Source organism: Tropicimonas sediminicola (assembly GCF_900188335.1).
In the GTDB taxonomy this organism is placed as follows: domain Bacteria; phylum Pseudomonadota; class Alphaproteobacteria; order Rhodobacterales; family Rhodobacteraceae; genus Tropicimonas; species Tropicimonas sediminicola.
The window spans coordinates 87,608-106,246 of record NZ_FZOY01000002.1 but is presented as its reverse complement, the minus strand read 5'-3'; the positions used below and the strand labels follow the sequence as shown (position 1 = coordinate 106,246).

16 protein-coding genes are annotated in these 18,639 nt (G+C 65.7%); 7 read left to right on the top strand and 9 right to left on the bottom strand.

Annotated features, from left to right (window positions below; all coding sequences use genetic code 11):
• Positions 1 to 17 precede the first annotated feature (17 nt).
• From CHB86_RS04720 to CHB86_RS04690, 7 genes are all read left to right on the top strand, one after another.
• The gene (locus CHB86_RS04720) at positions 18 to 650 is read left to right on the top strand and encodes a DUF2460 domain-containing protein (RefSeq protein WP_089231799.1); all 633 of its coding nucleotides are present in this window, start codon (positions 18 to 20) and stop codon (positions 648 to 650) included.
• Positions 650 to 1,549 carry a DUF2163 domain-containing protein gene (locus CHB86_RS04715; RefSeq protein ID WP_089231797.1) on the top strand — a complete coding sequence of 300 codons (900 nt, stop codon included), beginning with the start codon at positions 650 to 652 and terminating at the stop codon, positions 1,547 to 1,549. Before CHB86_RS04720 ends, CHB86_RS04715 begins: the two co-directional genes overlap by 1 nt.
• Positions 1,542 to 2,021, top strand: coding sequence for a C40 family peptidase (locus CHB86_RS04710; RefSeq protein WP_245837744.1), 480 nt, complete (start codon positions 1,542 to 1,544; stop codon positions 2,019 to 2,021). Before CHB86_RS04715 ends, CHB86_RS04710 begins: the two co-directional genes overlap by 8 nt.
• Entirely contained in the window at positions 2,021 to 5,947 is a 3,927-nt protein-coding gene (locus CHB86_RS04705) for a baseplate multidomain protein megatron (RefSeq protein WP_089231796.1), read from the top strand. Before CHB86_RS04710 ends, CHB86_RS04705 begins: the two co-directional genes overlap by 1 nt.
• On the top strand, positions 5,940 to 6,650 hold the full coding sequence (locus CHB86_RS04700; RefSeq protein WP_176442773.1) for a DUF2793 domain-containing protein: 711 nt from the start codon (positions 5,940 to 5,942) through the stop codon (positions 6,648 to 6,650). Before CHB86_RS04705 ends, CHB86_RS04700 begins: the two co-directional genes overlap by 8 nt.
• 98 nt (positions 6,651 to 6,748) lie before the next feature.
• Positions 6,749 to 7,564 (top strand): serine O-acetyltransferase, encoded by an 816-nt coding sequence (gene cysE / locus CHB86_RS04695; RefSeq protein WP_089231792.1) that lies wholly within the window; start codon positions 6,749 to 6,751, stop codon positions 7,562 to 7,564.
• Between the two features lie 10 nt (positions 7,565 to 7,574).
• Complete coding sequence (locus tag CHB86_RS04690; protein ID WP_176442772.1) at positions 7,575 to 8,441, top strand: hypothetical protein; 867 nt, start codon at positions 7,575 to 7,577, stop codon at positions 8,439 to 8,441.
• A gap of 13 nt (positions 8,442 to 8,454) precedes the next feature.
• Here the strand turns inward: CHB86_RS04690 and CHB86_RS04685 are convergent, their stop codons facing one another.
• From CHB86_RS04685 to CHB86_RS04645, 9 genes are all read right to left on the bottom strand, one after another.
• On the bottom strand, positions 8,455 to 9,768 hold the full coding sequence (locus CHB86_RS04685; RefSeq protein ID WP_089231789.1) for a pyruvate dehydrogenase complex dihydrolipoamide acetyltransferase: 1,314 nt from the start codon (positions 9,766 to 9,768) through the stop codon (positions 8,455 to 8,457).
• A 10-nt stretch (positions 9,769 to 9,778) separates the two neighbouring features.
• Positions 9,779 to 11,152: a pyruvate dehydrogenase complex E1 component subunit beta gene (locus CHB86_RS04680; protein ID WP_089231787.1), complete on the bottom strand. Its 1,374-nt coding sequence runs from the start codon at positions 11,150 to 11,152 to the stop codon at positions 9,779 to 9,781.
• Positions 11,153 to 11,166: 14 nt separating this feature from the next.
• Entirely contained in the window at positions 11,167 to 12,177 is a 1,011-nt protein-coding gene (gene pdhA, locus CHB86_RS04675; protein ID WP_089231786.1) for a pyruvate dehydrogenase (acetyl-transferring) E1 component subunit alpha, read from the bottom strand.
• 363 nt (positions 12,178 to 12,540) lie between these two features.
• A complete protein-coding gene (locus CHB86_RS04670; protein WP_089231784.1) occupies positions 12,541 to 12,843 on the bottom strand; it encodes an FtsB family cell division protein in 303 nt (100 codons plus the stop codon).
• A gap of 161 nt (positions 12,844 to 13,004) precedes the next feature.
• On the bottom strand, positions 13,005 to 14,762 hold the full coding sequence (locus tag CHB86_RS04665; RefSeq protein ID WP_245837828.1) for an AMP-dependent synthetase/ligase: 1,758 nt from the start codon (positions 14,760 to 14,762) through the stop codon (positions 13,005 to 13,007).
• A 243-nt stretch (positions 14,763 to 15,005) separates the two neighbouring features.
• A complete protein-coding gene (locus tag CHB86_RS04660; protein WP_089231780.1) occupies positions 15,006 to 15,935 on the bottom strand; it encodes a class I fructose-bisphosphate aldolase in 930 nt (309 codons plus the stop codon).
• 222 nt (positions 15,936 to 16,157) lie between these two features.
• Positions 16,158 to 16,751, bottom strand: coding sequence for a hypothetical protein (locus tag CHB86_RS04655; protein WP_089231778.1), 594 nt, complete (start codon positions 16,749 to 16,751; stop codon positions 16,158 to 16,160).
• 167 nt (positions 16,752 to 16,918) lie between these two features.
• Positions 16,919 to 17,182, bottom strand: coding sequence for a hypothetical protein (locus CHB86_RS04650; RefSeq protein ID WP_089231776.1), 264 nt, complete (start codon positions 17,180 to 17,182; stop codon positions 16,919 to 16,921).
• 274 nt (positions 17,183 to 17,456) lie between these two features.
• Positions 17,457 to 18,632: a phosphoglycerate kinase gene (locus CHB86_RS04645; protein ID WP_089231774.1), complete on the bottom strand. Its 1,176-nt coding sequence runs from the start codon at positions 18,630 to 18,632 to the stop codon at positions 17,457 to 17,459.
• Positions 18,633 to 18,639: the final 7 nt, after the last annotated feature.

The window sequence follows — 18,639 nt, the reverse complement described above, 5'->3', positions numbered from 1 at the left end:
ATCGAGGAGTATCGGACATGGGGTTTCACGAGGTCAGGTTCCCGGCGGCCTTGAGCTTTGGCTCGATCGGCGGGCCGGAGCGGCGCACCGAGATCGTCACGCTTGCCAACGGGTTCGAGGAGCGCAACACGCCCTGGGCCCATTCCCGTCGGCGCTATGATGCGGGCGTCGGGGTGCGGTCGCTGGACGATCTGCAACTGCTGATCGCCTTCTTCGAAGGTCGGAGCGGGCAGTTGCACGGGTTTCGCTGGAAGGACTGGACGGACTTCAAGTCCAGTCTCCCGTCGCAGGACGTGAGCGCCACGGACCAGATCCTGGGCGAGGGCGACGGCGTAACGACAGAATTCCAGCTCAGCCGTCGTTACCTGTCGGGCAGCTCCGAATATGTCCGTCCGATCCGAAAGCCCGTGGCCGGCACGGTGCGCGTGGCCGTCGATGGTGTGGCGCAGAGTTCGAACACTGCCTGGAGCGTCGATACAACGACCGGGATCGTGACCTTTGCGACCGCCCCCGTGATAGGGGCCAGCGTGACGGCCGGGTTCGAGTTCGACGTGCCGGTCCGGTTCGACACCGAGTCCATCCGGATCTCGGCCGTGGGATTCGAAGCCGGGGAGATCCCGGATGTGCCGGTCGTGGAGGTGCGGGTCTGATGGCGGTGTTCAGTGCATCGGGCCAGCGTCTGCTGGAGCATCTCGCGAGCGGTTGCACGACGGTTTGCCGCTGCTGGCTGGTTGTCCGCAAGGATGGAAAACAGCTGGGGTTCACCGACCACGACGTCGACGTCCTGTTCGACGGCATGACATTTGCTGCGGCCTCCGGATTTACTGCCTCGGCGCTCGAGCAGACGACCGGGCTGGCGGTGAACAACACCGAGGCCGTGGGCGCGCTGAGCGGGTCGGCAATCACCGAGGATGACATCGGTGCGGGGCGTTACGACGGCGCGGCGGTGACCTCATGGCTGGTGAACTGGAAGGATACGGAGGACCGCATGGTCCAGTTTGGGGGAAGTCTCGGCGAGGTCACCCGGTCGGGCGATCTGTTCAAGGCGGAGCTTCGCGGTGTGACGGAGGGGCTGAACCAGCCGCAGGGGAATGTCTATCAATCCACCTGTTCTGCCGTGCTCGGTGATGTCCGGTGTGGTTTCGACACTGACACTCCGGGCTTTGCGCTCGAGGCCATCGTGCTCTCAATCTCGGGTGGCACGGTGCTCACGCTTCCGGATGCCGGCGAGCATGAAGACCGCTGGTTCGAACGGGGCCGGCTTGTCGTGCGGGACGGGGTCGCCAGCGGGCTGATTGGGCTGGTCAAGCGAGACCGGCTCGGGGATGGCGCGCGTGTGGTGGAGCTTTGGCAGGCGTTGCCTTCGGATTTTGCGGTCGGAGACACGGTCCGGCTGGAGGCTGGCTGCGACAAGCGGGCGTTGACTTGCCGGGAAAAATTCAGCAATTTCCTGAACTTTCGCGGCTTTCCGCATGTTCCGGGCGAGGATTGGCTCACCGCATATCCGAAACAGGACGACAACAACGATGGAGGGAGCCTCAATGGTTGACCCTCAAGCGATGTCGGTTGGGGCCGTCGAGGACGGGGCCCGCATTGTTGGCCTGGCGCGCGGATGGATCGGGACGTCCTATCGCCATCAGGCCTCGGTGAAGGGCGCGGGTGCCGATTGCCTCGGGCTTGTCCGAGGGGTGTGGCGGGAGCTTTTCGGTGAGGAGCCGGAAGCCGTACCCGGTTACACGCAGGACTGGTCGGAGGCAGCCGGTGACGAGCGGCTCTGGCGGGCCGCAGAGCGGCACCTGGTCCGTCTCGAGCTTCCGGGTACACCGGGGCCCGGTGAGGTTGTGCTGTTCCGGATGCGCGCGGCCGGTGTTGCGAAGCATCTTGGGATCGTCGCCGAGCGGGATGGCCGGCCGAGTTTCATTCACGCCTACAGCGGTCACAGCGTGCTGGAATCCGCGCTCTCCGATCCCTGGAGGAAGCGCATTGTGGCGCGTTTCGCATTTCCGCAAGGAGTTCGATGATGGCAACACTTGTACTTGCGGCGGCCGGCGCGGCGATTGGCGGCGCGGTCGGCGGCACGGCGTTCGGGATTTCCACGGCTGTCATCGGGCGTGCCGTCGGTGCGACGCTTGGCAGGGTGATCGACCAGCGACTGATGGGCGGGGGCAGCGAGGTCATCGAGACCGGCCGGCTGGAGCGCTTCCGATTGACGGGTGCGAGCGAAGGGACCGCGATCAACCAGGTCTACGGGCGCATGCGCCTTGGCGGACAGGTTATCTGGTCCTCGAAATTCCGCGAGAAGTCCAAAACGAGCACCGTGGGCGGGAAGGGCGGTGGCGGCGGGACGACGACCAAAAGCTACCGATACTCCGTCAGCCTCGCGGTTGCGCTCTGCGAGGGCGAGATCCTGCGCGTGGGGCGCATCTGGGCCGATGGGGTCGAACTTGACCGCGACGGGCTGAACATGCGGGTCTATTCCGGGACCGAGGACCAGCTGCCGGACCCGAAGATCGAGGCGGTGGAGGGCACCGAGAATGCGCCTGCCTACCGCGGGCTGGCCTATGTGGTTTTCGAGGATCTCCAGCTTGACGCCTTTGGCAATCGCGTGCCGCAGTTCTCCTTCGAGGTGATCCGGGCGACCGATTCCGCCCATGTTCGGGAGGAGGCACGGAGCCTGTCGGAGATGATCGGTGCGGTGGCGATGATCCCGGGCACCGGGGAATATGCGCTGGCGACCACGCCGGTCGAGTATTCGAACGGGATCGGCTGGAAAACCTCTGCGAACGTCAATTCTCCGAGCGGCAAGACGGACTTTGCGACCTCGCTGGAGCACCTGACTGAGGAACTGCCGAAGTGCGGTTCCGTTTCGCTGGTGGTTTCCTGGTTCGGGGATGATCTGCGCTGTGGCTCCTGCCGGATCCGGCCGAAGGTCGAGCAGACGGAGGTTGACGGGAACCGGATGCCGTGGCGGGTCAGCGGACTTCCGCGGGCGGATGCGGGGACGGTGCCAAAGCAGGACGGGCGGGCCGTTTATGGTGGCACGCCGACCGACCAGTCCGTGATCGAGGCGATCCGTGCGCTGAAGGCCGCTGGCAGGGAGGTGCTGTTCTATCCTTTCATCCTGATGGAGCAGATGGAGGGCAATGCGCTCCCCGATCCCTGGACGGGCGGCACGGGTCAGAGCGTGCTGCCCTGGCGCGGCCGGATCACGACCTCGCTGGCTCCGGGACTGCCGGGCAGCCCGGACCAAACGGCCGTGGCCACGGACGAGGTGCTCGAGTTCTTCGGCGAGGCGACGGTGACGGATTTCGCGCCCGGTTCCTCGACGGTGGACATGATCGGCCCGCAGGAATGGTCGTTTCGGCGGTTCATTCTGCACTACGCGCATCTCTGTGCGCTGGCGGGCGGGGTGGATGCGTTCTGCATCGGGTCTGAGATGCGCAGCCTGACCCGTGTTCGCGGCGAGGAGGGAAGCTTCCCGGCCGTGGCGGAGCTGAGGCGGCTTGCGGCTGACGTGCGGACTATCCTCGGAGCGGAAACAAAGATCAGCTATGCGGCCGATTGGAGTGAGTACTTCGGATATCAGCCGCAGGACGGGACGGGGGACGTCTACTTCCATCTCGACCCGCTTTGGGCGGATCCGGAAATCGACTTCATCGGGATCGACAATTACATGCCGTTGTCCGATTGGCGCGACGGGCCCGACCATGCAGATGTCGACTGGCAGTCGATCTACGATGTTGGCTACCTGCGCAGCAACATCGCCGGCGGCGAAGGGTATGACTGGTACTATGCCGACGAGGCCGGGAGAGACGCTCAGGACCGGGTGCCGATCACCGATGGGGCGCATGGCGAGCCCTGGGTGTTCCGTTACAAGGACATCCTGAACTGGTGGAAGAACCGGCACCATGAGCGCATCGGGGGCGTCCGCCAGAATGGTCCGACCGATTGGGAGCCGGAGAGCAAGCCGATCTGGTTCACGGAACTCGGTTGCGCGGCGATCGACAAGGGCACCAACGAGCCGAACAAGTTCGTCGATCCCAAGTCTTCGGAGTCGACCGTGCCGCATTATTCGAGCGGCACGCGGGATGACCTGATCCAGGCGCAATATTTGCGGGCGATGCATCTTTATTGGCGGGAGGCGGGGAACAACCCGGTCTCGTCCCTCTACGGCGGTCCGATGGTGGACATGGACAGGGCCCATGTCTGGGCATGGGATGCGCGCCCGTTCCCGAGTTTTCCCGGCAATGATACGCTTTGGCAGGATGGCGAGAACTATGTCACCGGCCATTGGCTGAACGGGCGGACCAGTTCCGAGACGCTTGCCGCGGTTGTGTCCGAGATCTGTGCCCGTTCCGGGGTCGGGAATGTCGATGTCTCGTCGCTGCACGGGATCGTGCATGGCTATGCCATAGAGGAGGTGGCCGGGGCGCGATCCGCGATCCAGCCGCTGATGCTGGCGCACGGGTTCGATGCGAGCGAGCATGAGGGACACTTGCATTTCCGGACCCGCACGGGGCGCGTCGATCTGGACATCGATCCGGAGTGGGTGGCCTACACATCCGAACTCGAGGGACGGGTGGAAAAGGTGCGGGCGCCGGAGGCCGAGATGTCGGGGCGTGTACGCCTGAACTACGTGCAGGCAGCGGGTGATTTCGACACTCGGGCGGCGGAGGCCGTATTCCCGGACGAGACGGATGCTGTCGTGTCGACCTCCGAGCTGCCGATGTCGCTCTCCGGGGCAGAGGCGCAGAGGGTCGTGGAGAGGTGGCTCGCGGAGGCGCGTGTCGCCAGGGAGACGGTTCGGCTGGAGCTGCCGCCCTCCCGGCGCGACGTGGTTGCGGGAGACGTTGTCCGCATTTCGAGCGACGGGAGCGAGGCTCTGTATCGCGTGGACCGGGCAGAGGCAGGCGAGGCGCTGAGCCTCGAGGCGGTGCGCGTGGAACCCGGCGTCTACAGGCCCGCGACGGATGTTGCCGAGGGGTTGCGCCTGAAGCCCTATCTGGCGCCGATGCCGGTCTATCCCGTCCTGATGGATCTTCCGCTTCTGACCGGCAGCGAGGATCCCGTCGCACCGCATCTGGCCGTGACCGCGCGGCCCTGGCCGGGGAGTGTTGCGCTGTATTCCTCGAGCGAGGATGACGGGTACGAGCTGAACAGCGTGGTCGAGAGCCGCGCCACGATCGGCATCACGGAGAGCATTCTGCAGCGGGCCGAGCCGGGGGTCCTCGACCGAGGGGCTGGTTTGCGCGTGCGGTTCGGATCGGGACTGTTGTCGTCGGTCACCGAGACCGCGATGCTGAACGGTGCCAACGTGGCCGCGATCGGGGATGCCGGTGGGGCGAATTGGGAGGTGTTCCAGTTCGCCGAGGCGACGCTGGTCGAGACCGACACCTACGAGCTTGGCCTGCGCCTGCGGGGGCAGGCGGGCACCGACGGGGTGATGCCAGCGGAGTGGCCGGTCGGCAGTCTCGTGGTGTTGCTCGACGGCGCGCCGCAACAGATCGAGATGGCGGATGCGCTGCGTGGGCTGGATCGGCATTACCGGGTCGGGCCGGCCTCGCAATCCTACGATGGCACCTCGTACACCCACATGGTCGAGTCCTTCGACGGGGTGGGGCTGCGGCCCTACAGGCCGGCGCATCTTCGGGTCTCGACGGATGCCGGCGGCACCAAGCGCTTCAACTGGGTACGGCGAACCCGAACCGACGGAGACAGCTGGCAGGCCTACGAGGTGCCTCTGGGCGAGGAGCGGGAGCTCTACCTGCTCAGGGTCGAGGCGGGCGGCGTTGTCCTCAGGGAAGAAACCGTCGGAACCTCCAGCTGGAGCTACAGCGCAGCGCAACGCGCGCTCGATGGAAGCGACGGGGGCTTCACGCTCAGCGTCGCGCAGATTTCCGACCGTTTCGGAGCCGGACCTTTCAGGAGTCTTGAGATCAATGACTGACACCCCTTCGCTGACGCTGCCTCTGCTGCAACCCGCGCAGGCGCAGAAACATGTGACCGTGAACGAGGCGCTGGTCCGTTTGGACGGGCTTACCCAGCTGCGGCTGAAGTCCCGGCAGCTGACCGAGCCGCCGGCTACGGGCGTCGTGGATGGCGATTGCTATGCCGTGGCTGCCGGGGCGCAAGGCGATTGGGTCGGGCAGGCGGGCAGGGTTGCCATCGGCTCCAACGGTGGCTGGGTATTTGCGCAGCCGCTGGCGGGGTGGCGGGCCTGGATCGAGGACGAGTACAGTTCCGCCGTATTCCTGAACGGTGCCTGGAGCACCGACTGGCTGGCCGGAACGGACAGCGGGGCGGCGTCGCGGATCGAGGTGATCGGCGCCGAGCACGTTGTCGCGGCGGGGAGCGCGCAGAACACGACGCTGATGATTCCGAAGGATTCGATGGTCTTTGCCTGTTCGGCGCGGGTGACCGAAACCCTGACCGGGGGGCTCTCGAGCTGGAGCCTCGGCACGCCGGCGACGCAAGGCCAATTCGGCGCGGGCATGGGGGTGGCCGCGGGGTCCTATTGCACCGGCCTGCTGTCACAACCGATGACGTTCTATGCCGAGACCGCGGTGCGGCTGACGCCGACCGGGGGGACGTTCGGCGGTGGAAAGTTGCGGCTTGCGCTGCATTGCTACCGGATATCCCTGCCGGGCTGAGGCCGGGCCTTGCCAGCCAACTTTGCGTGTTCTGGGGTTTCTTGTGCGCGGTGTTCCGATTAAATGGTATGATCTCCACCGTGAACAGGAGGCTGGCAATGGCCGAGATCAAGGAGCGTCTGGCGACGGTCGACCCGGTTTGGGCGCGCATCAAGCGGGAAGGTGCGGAGGCGGTTGCGTCCGAGCCCCTGCTGGGCGGGCTGATCCATTCCAGCCTGCTGCACCATCCGACGATGGAGCGTGCGCTGGCCTATCGTATGTCGCTGAAGCTGGCATCGGGCGAGATGTCCGAGCAGATCCTGCGCGAGATCGGGGACGAGGCCTATGCCGACGATCCCGATCTTGGGGCGGCGGCGCGGGCCGACCTCGTGGCGACGGTGGATCGCGACCCGGCTTGCCACCGGTTCGTTCAGCCAATCCTGTTCTTCAAGGGATACCAGGCGATCCAGGCCTATCGGATCGGCAACTGGCTGTGGCGGAACGGCCGGCAGGACATGGCCTATTTCGTGCAGATGCGCGTCTCCGAGGTGTTCGGCGTGGATATTCACCCCGCGGCAAAGATCGGGCGCGGTGTGATGATCGACCACGCGCATTCCATCGTGATCGGGGAGACCGCCGTTGTGGGCAACAACGTGTCGATGCTGCACTCGGTGACGCTGGGCGGGACCGGCAAGGAAGATGGCGACCGTCATCCCAAGGTCGGAAACTGCGTGCTGATCGGAGCCGGGGCGAAGATCCTCGGGAATATCACGATCGGCGAATGCAGCCGCGTGGCGGCCGGATCTGTGGTGCTAGAACCGGTGCCGCCGCATGTGACGGTTGCCGGAGTTCCGGCCCGGATCGTCGGAGAGGCGGGGTGCTCGCAGCCCGGGGTCTCGATGGACCAGGTGATCAAGGACGGCGCCGCGGGCTGAGATGATCTCCTTGACCGAGGCGGGCCGGCGTCTGCGCGACCCCTATTGGTGGTTGAACCGGGTCCATGGGCCGTTCACTGCCATGCACCGGCGTTTTGCCCTTCCCGGGTTCGATGCCGGCAAAGCGCCACGGATTGTTTTCCTCATCAAGCTGATCGGTCGCGAGGATGCGGCGGATTGGGATGGCGTGGTTGCCCGACTCCGGACCACGCTGGAGAGCGTCGACCGGCAGGAAGGCGACGGGATCAGTGTTTTCCTCTGCGGGCAGGATCTGCCCGAGGGGCTGAAGACGCGGCATGAGCTACGTTTTGTGCCTGCGCCGAAAGGCATGAACCGCATCCAGGGCATCGACAAGCAGGCCAAGCACCGGATCGGGGCACGGGCCATCGTCGATCAGTTGGACGGTCCGGCCTATGTGGTGATGCTGGATGCGGACGATGTTGCGCATCCCGGGCTTTGCGCGTTCCTCCGGTCGGACAACAACGGGCGCGGCTATATCGTGACGGATGGCTACATGTGGGACGTGAACCGCCCACTGGTAACACGGCTGTCGGCGGACAGTTCCGGCATGCCCTTTGACGAGATGTGCGGCTCCTGCGCAGTCATCGGGGTGGATCTTTCGAGAAAGCGGACCGCCAAGCGCATCCTCTGCACCCTGCCGCTCAACCACCAGGTGCTGGCCCCCCACATGGCCGCAATGGGCCAGCCGCTGGACGCGGTGCCGTTTCCGGCGATGATCTATGCGGTCAATCACGAAGACAACGTGAGCAGCAAGTTCGGGCGCGACGGGGCGCGCGGCTGGCTATTTGCCGATCACGGGGTGCGGGGACCGCAGGCCGAGGCGGTCCTCCGCGAGTTTGGCGTGTCGGCGCCCTGAGGCGCCGACGGGATCAGGCCAGCATGCCGATCGGGTTCTCGAGGTTCTCGGTGATTGCCTTGAGCAGTTCGGCCCCGAGCGCACCGTCGATGACGCGGTGATCGACCGAGAGGGTGACCGACATCACGGTCGCCACGGTCAGTTCGCCGTCATCGCCCACCACCGGTTTTTTCACGCCCGCGCCGACGGCCAGGATGGCGCCGTGCGGCGGGTTGATGACGGCGTCGAAGTTGTCGATGCCGAACATGCCGAGATTGGAGATGGCGAAGGTGCCGCCCACGTACTCATGCGGCGCCAGCTTCTTGTTGCGGGCACGGCCGGCGAGATCCTTCATCTCGGCCGAGAGCGCGGAGAGGGACTTCATCTCGGCGTCCTTGAGAACCGGGGTGAAGAGACCGCCCTCGATGGCCACGGCGACCGCCACGTCGGACGGCTTGAGCTGCAGCATCCGGTCGCCGGCCCAGACGCGGTTGGCTTCCGGAACCTGCTGGAGCGCAAGGGCGCAGGCCTTGATGATGAAGTCGTTCACCGACAGCTTCACGCCGCGGGACTCGAGCTGCTTGTTCAGCGTGGAACGGAACTTGAGCAGGGCATCGAGCTTGATATCGCGCCGCAGGTAGAAATGCGGGATCGTCTGCTTCGCCTCGGTGAGACGGGCGGCGACGGTCTTGCGCATGCCGTCGAGCGAGATCTCCTCGAACTCCCGGTCGGCATAGGTCTTGAGCACGGCGTCGGTCGACGGCCCGGCCGGGGCTGCGGCGGGTGCGGCTGCCGCCGGGGCGGCGGCTGCGGGTTGCGCCGGGGAAGCGGACGGCTGCGCATCGATCACGTCGGCCTTGACGATACGGCCACGCGGTCCGGAGCCCTTGATCTGGCTCAGGTCCAGCCCCTTGTCGGCCGCAATCCGGCGGGCAAGCGGCGAGGCGAAGACCCGCGAGCCGTCGGAGGCGACGGGGGCTGCCGGGGCAGGGGCGCCGGAGGTGGCGGGTTCTGCCGCAGCGGGAACCGCAGCGGCGGCCGCGGCCTCGGGAGCGGCGGCTGCCGGCGCGGGGGCGGAACTCGCCCCGATGTCGTCGGCGCTCTCGCCGTCGCCGAGCATGACCGCGATCGGTGTGTTGACCTTCACACCCTCGGTCCCGGCGGGGACGAGGATCTTGCCGATCACGCCCTCGTCGACGGCTTCGAACTCCATCGTCGCCTTGTCGGTCTCGATCTCGGCCAGGAGATCGCCGGAGGACACTTCATCCCCTTCCTTGACAAGCCATTTGGCGAGCGTCCCTTCCTCCATCGTCGGAGACAGGGCAGGCATCAGAACTTCGGTCGGCATGTCTCGCTCCTCAGCGGTAGGTCACGGCCTTGACGGCGTCGATCACTTCGGCGGTCGTCACCAGGGCGTGCTTTTCAAGGTTCGCGGCATAGGGCATCGGCACATCCTTGCCGGTGCAGTTCAGGACCGGCGCATCGAGATAATCGAAGGCGTTGGTCATGATGTAGGAGGACAGGTGGTTACCGATCGACGCGACGGGCCAGCCTTCTTCGACGGTCACGCAGCGGTTGGTCTTCATGACCGATGCGAGGACGGTGTCGTAGTCGATCGGGCGCAGGGTCCGCAGGTCGATGACCTCGGCGGAGATGCCTTCCTCGGCCAGCTTGTCGGCCGCTTCGAGGGCATAGGTCATGCCGATACCGAAGGAGACGATCGTCACATCGGTGCCTTCGCGCCAGATCCGTGCCTTGCCGAACGGAACGGTGTAGTCGTCCAGTACGGGGACGTCGAAGGACCGGCCGTAGAGGATTTCGTTCTCCAGGAAGATCACCGGGTTGGGATCGCGGATCGCGGTCTTCATCAGCCCCTTGGCGTCCGAGGCGGAGTACGGCATCACGACCTTCAGGCCCGGAATCTGCGCATACCAGGCGGCGTAGTCCTGGCTGTGCTGGGCGGCCACGCGGGCGGCGGCGCCGTTCGGGCCGCGGAACACGATCGGGCATCCCATCTGGCCGCCGGACATGTAGAGCGTCTTGGCAGCGGAGTTGATGATATGGTCGATCGCCTGCATGGCGAAGTTGAACGTCATGAACTCGACGATCGGGCGAAGCCCGCCAAAGGCCGAGCCGACGGCGAGACCGGCAAAGCCATGCTCGGTGATCGGCGTGTCGACGACGCGCTTGGCGCCGAACTGGTCGAGCAGGCCCTGGCTGATCTTGTAGGCGCCCTGGTATTCGGCAACCTCTTCCCCCATCAGGTAGACCGTCTCGTCGCGGGTCATCTCCTCGGCCATGGCGTCGCGCAGGGCTTCGCGCACGGTCTGCGACTTCATCTCGGTGCCTTCGGGGTAATCCGGTTCCAGCGTCGCGCTCGCGACCGGCGCTGCGGGAGCGGCGGCGGCGGGTGCAGACGGCGCGGGGGCCGGGGCAGGCGCTTCGGCGGCCGGCGCGGGGGCTGAGGCCACGGCGGCATCTGCGTCCTCGCCCTCTTCGACCAGCACGGCGATCGGCGTGTTCACCTTCACGCCCTCGGTGCCGGCGGCGACGAGGATCTTGCCGACGATACCTTCATCGACGGCTTCGAATTCCATCGTTGCCTTGTCGGTCTCGATCTCGGCCAGGATGTCGCCGGAGGACACGGTATCGCCCTCCTTGACCAGCCATTTGGCCAGGGTGCCTTCCTCCATGGTCGGCGACAATGCGGGCATCAATACTTCGGTTGCCATGTCGTGTTTCCCCCTCAGGCGTTCTGCGGCGCCGTTTCGGCGTAGATGTCGGTCCAGAGCTCTTCGAGCGCGGGCTCGGGGCTCTCTTTGGAGAATTCGGCAGCTTCGTTGACGATGTCCTTGATTTCCTTGTCGATCGCCTTGAGCTCGTCCTCGGTGGCATGCTTGCCCGAGAGGAGGAGTTGACGCACGTGCTCGATGGCGTCGCGCTCCTCGCGCATCTTCTGCACCTCTTCGCGGGTGCGGTATTTCGCCGGGTCGGACATCGAGTGTCCGCGGTAGCGATAGGTTTTCACCTCGAGGATGTAGGGGCCATTGCCCGCACGGCAGTGCGCGACGGCCTTTTCGCTCGCGGCCTTCACGGCGAGCACGTCCATCCCGTCGACTTCCTCGCCCGCGATGCCGTAGGCGGCGCCGCGTTCCCACAGGCTCGGCGACTTGGTGGAGCGGGCGACGCTGGTGCCCATGGCGTACTGGTTGTTCTCGATCACGAAGATCACCGGCAGATCCCAGAGCTGGGCCATGTTGTAGGTCTCGTAGACCTGGCCCTGGTTGGCGGCGCCGTCACCGAAATAGGTGAAGGTCACGCGGCCGTTCTCGAGATACTTGTCGGCGAAGGCGAGGCCGGCGCCGAGGGGCACCTGGGCGCCGACGATGCCGTGACCGCCGTAGAAATGCTTCTCCTTGGAGAACATGTGCATCGAGCCGCCCTTGCCCTTCGAATAGCCGCCTTCGCGGCCGGTGAGCTCGGCCATGACGCCCTTCGGGTCCATGCCGCAGGCCAGCATGTGGCCGTGGTCGCGGTAGGAGGTGATGCGCTTGTCGCCTTCCTCGGCCGCGGCTTCGAGACCGACGACCACCGCTTCCTGGCCGATGTAGAGGTGGCAGAAACCGCCGATGAGGCCCATGCCGTAGAGCTGGCCGGCCTTTTCCTCGAAACGCCGTATGAGAAGCATGTCGCGGTAGTAACCGAGCAACTCCTCCTTGGAGACGTTCGGTTTCTTCGTCGTCCGTCGCGTTGCCATACGCAGGGCCTCCCTCTTCGAAAAGTAGTTTAACGTTGAATTATCAACTAGCAGACCCTGCGTTCCACTGCATACTAAAAAGTGCCGCTGAGGCAGCGAATGAGCCCCGGACGGCTGAAAAGCCGTTATGCACGGCGCGGGACGGTGGCATGTAAGGGCGGCGGCGGTCGATTGTCGGGCTTGGCGCACGGGCTGCGGAAGAGCGCGCAATTCGGACGATCTTGCAGTGTGGAACGCCTTCGTTTGCGCAAACATGGCGCTCCGGCACGTCGCTGGTTTGCCGAGTTGGGGAGATGACCAAGGGAGATGTCCGGCGGTTCGGTCCCGGCCAGGCGGCCAGGCGGCCAGGCGGTCAAGCGGGAATCAGCGGACGACGATTTCGTCGGCGCGGATCAGGCCCAGGATCTCGCGGGCCTGCTGGTCGAGCAGGTCGAGGTCCAGGTAATCCTCGGACAGGCGCTGCGTCTTGTTGCGCATCTCGGCGACGGCGACCTCGAGTCGCGCGCGCTCGGCTTCCATGGCGCGGGTCTCGGCTTCGATCTCGATGCGGCGGAACAGGCCATAGTCGCCCTGCACGGCGGCGAAGGTGAAATACATCGCCAAAGAGAGGCTCACTGTCAGAAAGACGGCCGATTTGAACGCGGGACGCGATTGGGAACTGCTCATGCTTCTGCCTCGGGGCCCCTCTGGACGGGGGCTTGTCTGGCAAACCTGTCAGATTCTCCAGGTGAATGGAACTGCGAAGCCGCGCGACGTCCGCAATTGCCCATTTCGGTGACGGAAGTGAGTCGCCGCTGCAACACAGGGCAACCCCGCCGTGGCCGGGATCAGCCGCGTTCGCGTGCGTAGAGCGCGGCGATCTGCTCGGCGAAGGTGGCGACGATGCGTTCGCGCCGGAGCTTGAGCGTCGGCGTCACCAGGCGCTGCTCCACCGTCCATTCCTCCAGCATCGCGTGATAAGCCCTGATCTGTTGATGGGCTGGGTAATCCTTGAGGTGCGCCTTGACGCGGGGCAGCAGAACCTTCTCGGCCTCAGGAGCATTCGGGCGTTCCGGGTCGAGGCCACGGGAGGCTGCGAGCTCTTCCCAGATCTCGCCGTTTAGTACCAGCAGTACCGCCAGGTACGGGCGGCCATCGCCGGCGACGCAGACCTGATCGAACAACGCGTCGGCCTCGAGCTCGGTCTCGATAGGCCGGGGATTGACGTTCTCGCCGTTGGAGAGAACGAGGATGTGCTTGAGCCGGCCAGTGACGCTGATCCGCCCGCCCTCGATTGCGCCGAGATCGCCCGTCCTGAGCCAGCCCTCCGGGTCGATCATTGCCTCCGTCGCCTCCGGGTTCTGCCAGTAACCCTTCATCGCGGCGGGCGAGCGGACCCGGATCTCCCCCTTGTCAGTCAGACGCACCTCGATTCCGGGCAGAGCGAAGCCCACGGAGCCGGGCAGGTAATCCTTTTGCAGGGAGGCGGTCACGACGGGGCCGGCCTCGGTCAGCCCGTACCCCTCCACCATCGGGATTCCGAGACCGATCAGGTCGCGCGCGATTTCCGGCGGGAAAGTCGCACCGCCAGACACCGCCACGCGCAATCTGCCGCCGAACGCATCCTTGACCTTGCTTGCCACCAGCCTGTCCAGCAGCGGCCAGATCAGCCGCTCGCCGAGGCTTGGGCCCGGGCCGACGCCGGCACGGGCGGCGAAGCGCTTCCAGCCGATCTGCCCTGTCATTTCGAAAAGGCGCAGGCGGACGGGGCTCTCGCTGGCGGAGCGCCGGGCGGCCGAATAGATCGATTCGTAGAAGCGCGGCACCGCCATGATCACCGTCGGCCGCAGCGTCGCCATGTCCTGGCGCAGGCGCAGCAACGACGGGGCATAGGCCACGCAGGCGCCGCCGAGCATCGGCAGGACATATCCCATCGTCCGTTCGAACCCATGCGCCAGCGGCAGGATCGACAGGAAGACGTCGTCGGTGACCGGCGGGAAGACGGCGGCCACGCCCTCGGCATTGGCGAGCAGCGCACGGTGGGTCAACATGGCACCCTTCGGCGCGCCGGTGGTTCCGGAGGTGTAGATCAGCGCGGCCACGTCCTCCGGGGCGCTCTGCTTCTGGGTGTCGACCCCGGAAGCCTGTTCGAGGGCATCGGAAAAGGCCACAGCCGGGGCGGGCAGGGTATCGTCGGATGCAGAGTCGTGGATCCAGACCGCGTCGATGAAATCGGACCGCTCCAATGCGTCCCGGATCTTCTGCCAGCGCGCCGCATTGTCCATGAGAACCAGCCTTGGCCGGGCGTCCGACAGCACGTAGGCGGTGCTGGAGACCGCATCGTTCGTATAAAGCGGCACCACCGGCAGGCCGAGCTTGTGGGCGGCCATGTCGTAGCAGATCCAGTCGAGGCAGTTGCCGAGAAAGATCGCGACCCGGTCTCCCTTGGCGAGGCCCAGGGCGGCCATCGCGCCCGCGACTTTGTCTACTCGTGCCAATACCTCGCGCCAGGTGACACTGCTCCATGCGCCCGTGGCCTTGTCAAATTGCTGATAGGCGGGAGCATCTGGCGCGCGTTCGGTTCGCGCCTGCAGAAGGCCATACATCGTTCCGGCCGCTGCGGCCGAAATCAGGTCCACCCCCATGGCGCCCATCCTCCCGTTACTTTTGTTGGCCGCCGCATTTGCGCCGGCGTCACGGCCCTTCGCAGGGTTCGTCCTGCAATCATAGGTAGATGGGCCCCGGCCGGGAACCCTTTCAATTGCCGCAACGAAAACGGCCCGGGACTCGCGGGTCCCGGGCCGTGTTGTCTTTCGATGCCGGCGCATGTTGCACGCCGGCGCGTGGGATCAGGCCTTGCCCTTGTAGATGTCCACCAGCTTGGCAAAGAGGTCGAGCGCCTCGGCGCGCGGACGCTGGAAGGAGTTCCGACCGATGATCGAGCCGTTGCCGCCGCCGTCGCGGATGGCGCGGGCGTCGTCGTAGACGCTGTCGGCCCCCTTCTTGGCACCGCCCGAGAAGACGACGATCCGCTTGCCGTCGAAGCAGTTGTCGACGCAATGCTTGACGCGGGCAGTCAGGGTCGAGATGTCGACGCCGTTCTCTTCATAGACCTTGCGGGCCTCGTCCTGCATGACGTGGTCGGTGGTCAGCTTGATCTTGATGATGTGGGCGCCAAGCAGGGCGGCGATGTGGGCAGCATAGGCGCCGACGTCGATCGCGGTTTCGCCGTCCTTGGTCACGCCTTCACCGCGCGGATAGGACCAGATCACGGTGGCGACGCCCTTGGAGGCGGCTTCCTTGCGCATCTCGACGATCTCTTCGAACATGTCGAACATCACGTCGGAGCCGGGGTAGATTGTGAAGCCGATGGCCGAGCAGCCGAGGCGCAGCGCATCGTCGACCGAGGCGGTGACGGCCTGGTTCTTGGCGGCGGTGCCGGACATCAGCGAGTTGGCGGAGTTCACCTTGAGGATCGTCGGGATCTGGCCGGCGAAGGTGTCGGCGCCGGCTTCCAGCGAGCCGAGAGGGGCGGCATAGGCGTTGAGCCCGGCGTCAATTGCCAGCTGGTAGTGGTAATGCGGGTCGAAGCCTGCCGGGTTGGGGCAGAAGGAACGGTGCCCGCCGTGCTCGAACCCCTGGTCGACGGGCAGGATGATCATCTTGCCCGTGCCGCCGAGCTTCCCGGCCATGAGCATGCGGCAGAGGTTGGCCTTCACGCCCGGCGTTTCGCCCTCGTAATTCGCGAGGATACGGCTAACAGCTCTGGTGGCTTTCATGGATTCGATCCCTATGCTGTGGATTGCAGTTGCGGGGTAGAAGCCTGTTGATCGGGACGCAAGCGGGTTAGCGCTAACTGGACGCCAAGTCGCAGGATGAGCGCTGTGAAAGCAGGTTTCGGGCCCGCGAAACACGGTTTCGACGCAAATTCATGCGGAACCTCGGAGGCGCCGGGTGAAGGCGTGGCAACCGGAAGATCCAGAGTTGAAAATCCGCCGCGGTCAGAGGCCGCAGCCTGCCAGCACCTCGCGCTCGGCCGGGCCGAAGGCCGGGTTGCTGTCGGCGAACGAACGGGGCAGGGCGCGGTCTTCGAAGACGTCGAACCCGCCGACGATCTCGGCGAAGCCGCAGACCGTTTCGGGCTCCGGCGCGCTGCGGAGCAACTCGCTCAGGATATCCAGCGGGCCGTTGCCGAAGAGCACGAGCGCACCGGCATCGATCAGCGGCGCCATGGCGTCGAGATAGGCCGTGCTCGCGAGCCTGCCCTCCAGGAAGAGCTTGTTCAGCGTGCCGACAACCACCGCGCCCTGCGCCGTCTTCGCCGGAAACCCGGCGCCGATCAGCTTCTGAACGTTTGGGCCGGGGGTGTCCGACATCACCGCGAAGCCCATGGACTGCATGTCGACCTGTCCGGTCGTGATATCGTCCCGCACGCAATCACCCAGCTTCGGGCTGCCCTCGGGGCGCGGATTCGCTGTCAGGTACTTCACTTCCTCGACGCATTGCGTCCGGTAGTCGGAAACAGGCACGCCGTCCGCCGCGGAGGGGAACGGGGCCGTGAGGGCGGCGAGGGCCAGGGCGATGGCTTTGCGCAATACGGAACTCCATGCGTTCGATCAGGCTCTCGGCCGCGAGTTCGAACATCATAGAGAGACGGCGGCGGAGTTGAAACGCCCGACCGCTGCAAAAGCGGAAACGGGCCGGGCCTCGGTGAGGCTGCCGGCCCAAGCGGCAGGAGGTATGCGCCTCCGCCGAAATCCGCTTACTGGGCGCTGGCGGTGCGGGTCAGCGCATTGATCCCGCCGACGCCGTTCTCGCCATCGCTCCGGAAATCGATCGTCACGCGGTCGCCGGCCTGCAGGTCCTCGGGGACGGCAACATCCGCCGCGATCGGCCAGACGGTCAGGTCTTCGAGCACGAGGATGTTCGCCACGCGGTCATATGCGAGGATAAGACCCTCGGTTTCATCGGCGGCGGCGGGCATGACAGTCAGGGTGACAAGGGCGCTGGCAAGAAGAAGGCGCATGTGGTGTTTACGATCCATGGAGGATGGCACTCTCGGCACGTTCTCGCGCCTGCAGTCGCCGGACGGAGCCTCGCGCCCGGATTGCTGGTAATTGGGATGCCAGGGCACGCCGTGCAAGTGGCGCGTGAAAATATTAAAGTAATTAGTATCAGATACTTGCGCGAAACTTGGGACGAAGCCTTCCGCAGCGGCACTTCCGAGATGCCTGGGGAACATGAACAACGAGAAAAGGCCGGGCGCTTGGCCCGGCCTTCGCGGTCAACCTGGGCGGAGCTCAGCCGAGAGCGGCGACGCCCGGAAGCTCCTTGCCTTCCATCCATTCGAGGAAGGCGCCGCCGGCGGTGGAGATGTAGGTGAAGTTCTCCGCCGCGCCGGACTTGTTGAGCGCCGAGACCGTGTCGCCGCCGCCGGCGACCGTCTTGAGTTTGCCTTCGGCGGTCAGGGCCGCGGCGGCCAGGGCGGCGTCGAAGGTGCCCTTGTGGAAGGGTTCGATCTCGAAGGCGCCGAGCGGGCCGTTCCAGATCAGCGTCTTGCACTCGGCAAAGACGCCCTTGAGCGCTTCCACCGTGGCGGGGCCGGCGTCGAGGATCATCTTGTCGGCCGGGCACTGGTCAACCGGAAGAACCTCGTTGGCGGCACCGGCGGCGAATTCACCGGCGACCACGATGTCCACCGGCAGGTGGATGGTGCATCCGGTGCCCTCGGCCTTCTCGAGGATCGCGCGGGCGGTGTCGGCCATGTCGCGCTCGGCGAGGGAGGTGCCGATCTCGACGCCCTTGGCCACCAGGAAGGTGTTGGCCATGCCGCCACCGATCACGAGGTGATCCACCTTCTCGATCAGGTTGCCCAGCAGGTCCAGCTTGGTGGAAACCTTGGCACCGCCGACCACGGCCACGACCGGCCGCTCCGGCGTGCCGAGGGCGGCTTCGAGCGCGCCGAGTTCCTGCGCCATCAGGCGTCCGGCGCAGTTCGGCAGCAGCTTGGCCACGCCTTCGGTCGAGGCATGGGCGCGGTGTGCGGCGGAGAAGGCGTCGTTGCAGTAGACATCGCCGAGCGAGGCGAGGAACTTTGCCATCTCGGGGTCATTGTCGGTTTCCATCGGGGTGAAGCGGGTGTTCTCCACCAGCACCACCGCGTTCGCGGGCAAGGCCTCGAGTGCCTCGCGGGAGGGCTTCTCGATGAAGGTCACGGACTGGCCCAGCTTCTCCTCCAGCGTCGGCACCGTGATCTTCAGGCTCATTTCGGGGACGACCTGGCCCTTGGGCCGGCCGAAATGGGCCAGCATCACGGGCTTGCCACCCTTGGCGAGAATGTCCTTGATCGTCGGCACGATGCGTTCAATCCGGGTCGCGTCGGTCACCACGTCATCCTTGACGGGTACGTTGATATCGACACGAACCAGCACGATCTTGCCGTCAAGGTCCATGTCGTCGAGGGTCTTCCAGCTCATCAGAGGC

Excerpts from the sequence above, each read along its gene's own strand:
- cysE (WP_089231792.1), top strand. The coding sequence starts at position 6,749 with ATGGCCGAGATCAAGGAGCGTCTGGCGACGGTCGACCCGGTTTGGGCG.
- CHB86_RS04715 (WP_089231797.1), top strand. The coding sequence starts at position 650 with ATGGCGGTGTTCAGTGCATCGGGCCAGCGTCTGCTGGAGCATCTCGCG.
- CHB86_RS04700 (WP_176442773.1), top strand. The coding sequence starts at position 5,940 with ATGACTGACACCCCTTCGCTGACGCTGCCTCTGCTGCAACCCGCGCAG.
- CHB86_RS04665 (WP_245837828.1), bottom strand. The coding sequence starts at position 14,762 with ATGTATGGCCTTCTGCAGGCGCGAACCGAACGCGCGCCAGATGCTCCC.
- CHB86_RS04685 (WP_089231789.1), bottom strand. The coding sequence starts at position 9,768 with ATGCCGACCGAAGTTCTGATGCCTGCCCTGTCTCCGACGATGGAGGAA.
- CHB86_RS04710 (WP_245837744.1), top strand. The coding sequence starts at position 1,542 with ATGGTTGACCCTCAAGCGATGTCGGTTGGGGCCGTCGAGGACGGGGCC.
- CHB86_RS04650 (WP_089231776.1), bottom strand. The coding sequence starts at position 17,182 with ATGCGCCTTCTTCTTGCCAGCGCCCTTGTCACCCTGACTGTCATGCCC.
- pdhA (WP_089231786.1), bottom strand. The coding sequence starts at position 12,177 with ATGGCAACGCGACGGACGACGAAGAAACCGAACGTCTCCAAGGAGGAG.
- CHB86_RS04705 (WP_089231796.1), top strand. The coding sequence starts at position 2,021 with ATGGCAACACTTGTACTTGCGGCGGCCGGCGCGGCGATTGGCGGCGCG.
- CHB86_RS04720 (WP_089231799.1), top strand. The coding sequence starts at position 18 with ATGGGGTTTCACGAGGTCAGGTTCCCGGCGGCCTTGAGCTTTGGCTCG.
- CHB86_RS04680 (WP_089231787.1), bottom strand. The coding sequence starts at position 11,152 with ATGGCAACCGAAGTATTGATGCCCGCATTGTCGCCGACCATGGAGGAA.
- CHB86_RS04645 (WP_089231774.1), bottom strand. The coding sequence starts at position 18,632 with ATGAGCTGGAAGACCCTCGACGACATGGACCTTGACGGCAAGATCGTG.
- CHB86_RS04670 (WP_089231784.1), bottom strand. The coding sequence starts at position 12,843 with ATGAGCAGTTCCCAATCGCGTCCCGCGTTCAAATCGGCCGTCTTTCTG.
- CHB86_RS04660 (WP_089231780.1), bottom strand. The coding sequence starts at position 15,935 with ATGAAAGCCACCAGAGCTGTTAGCCGTATCCTCGCGAATTACGAGGGC.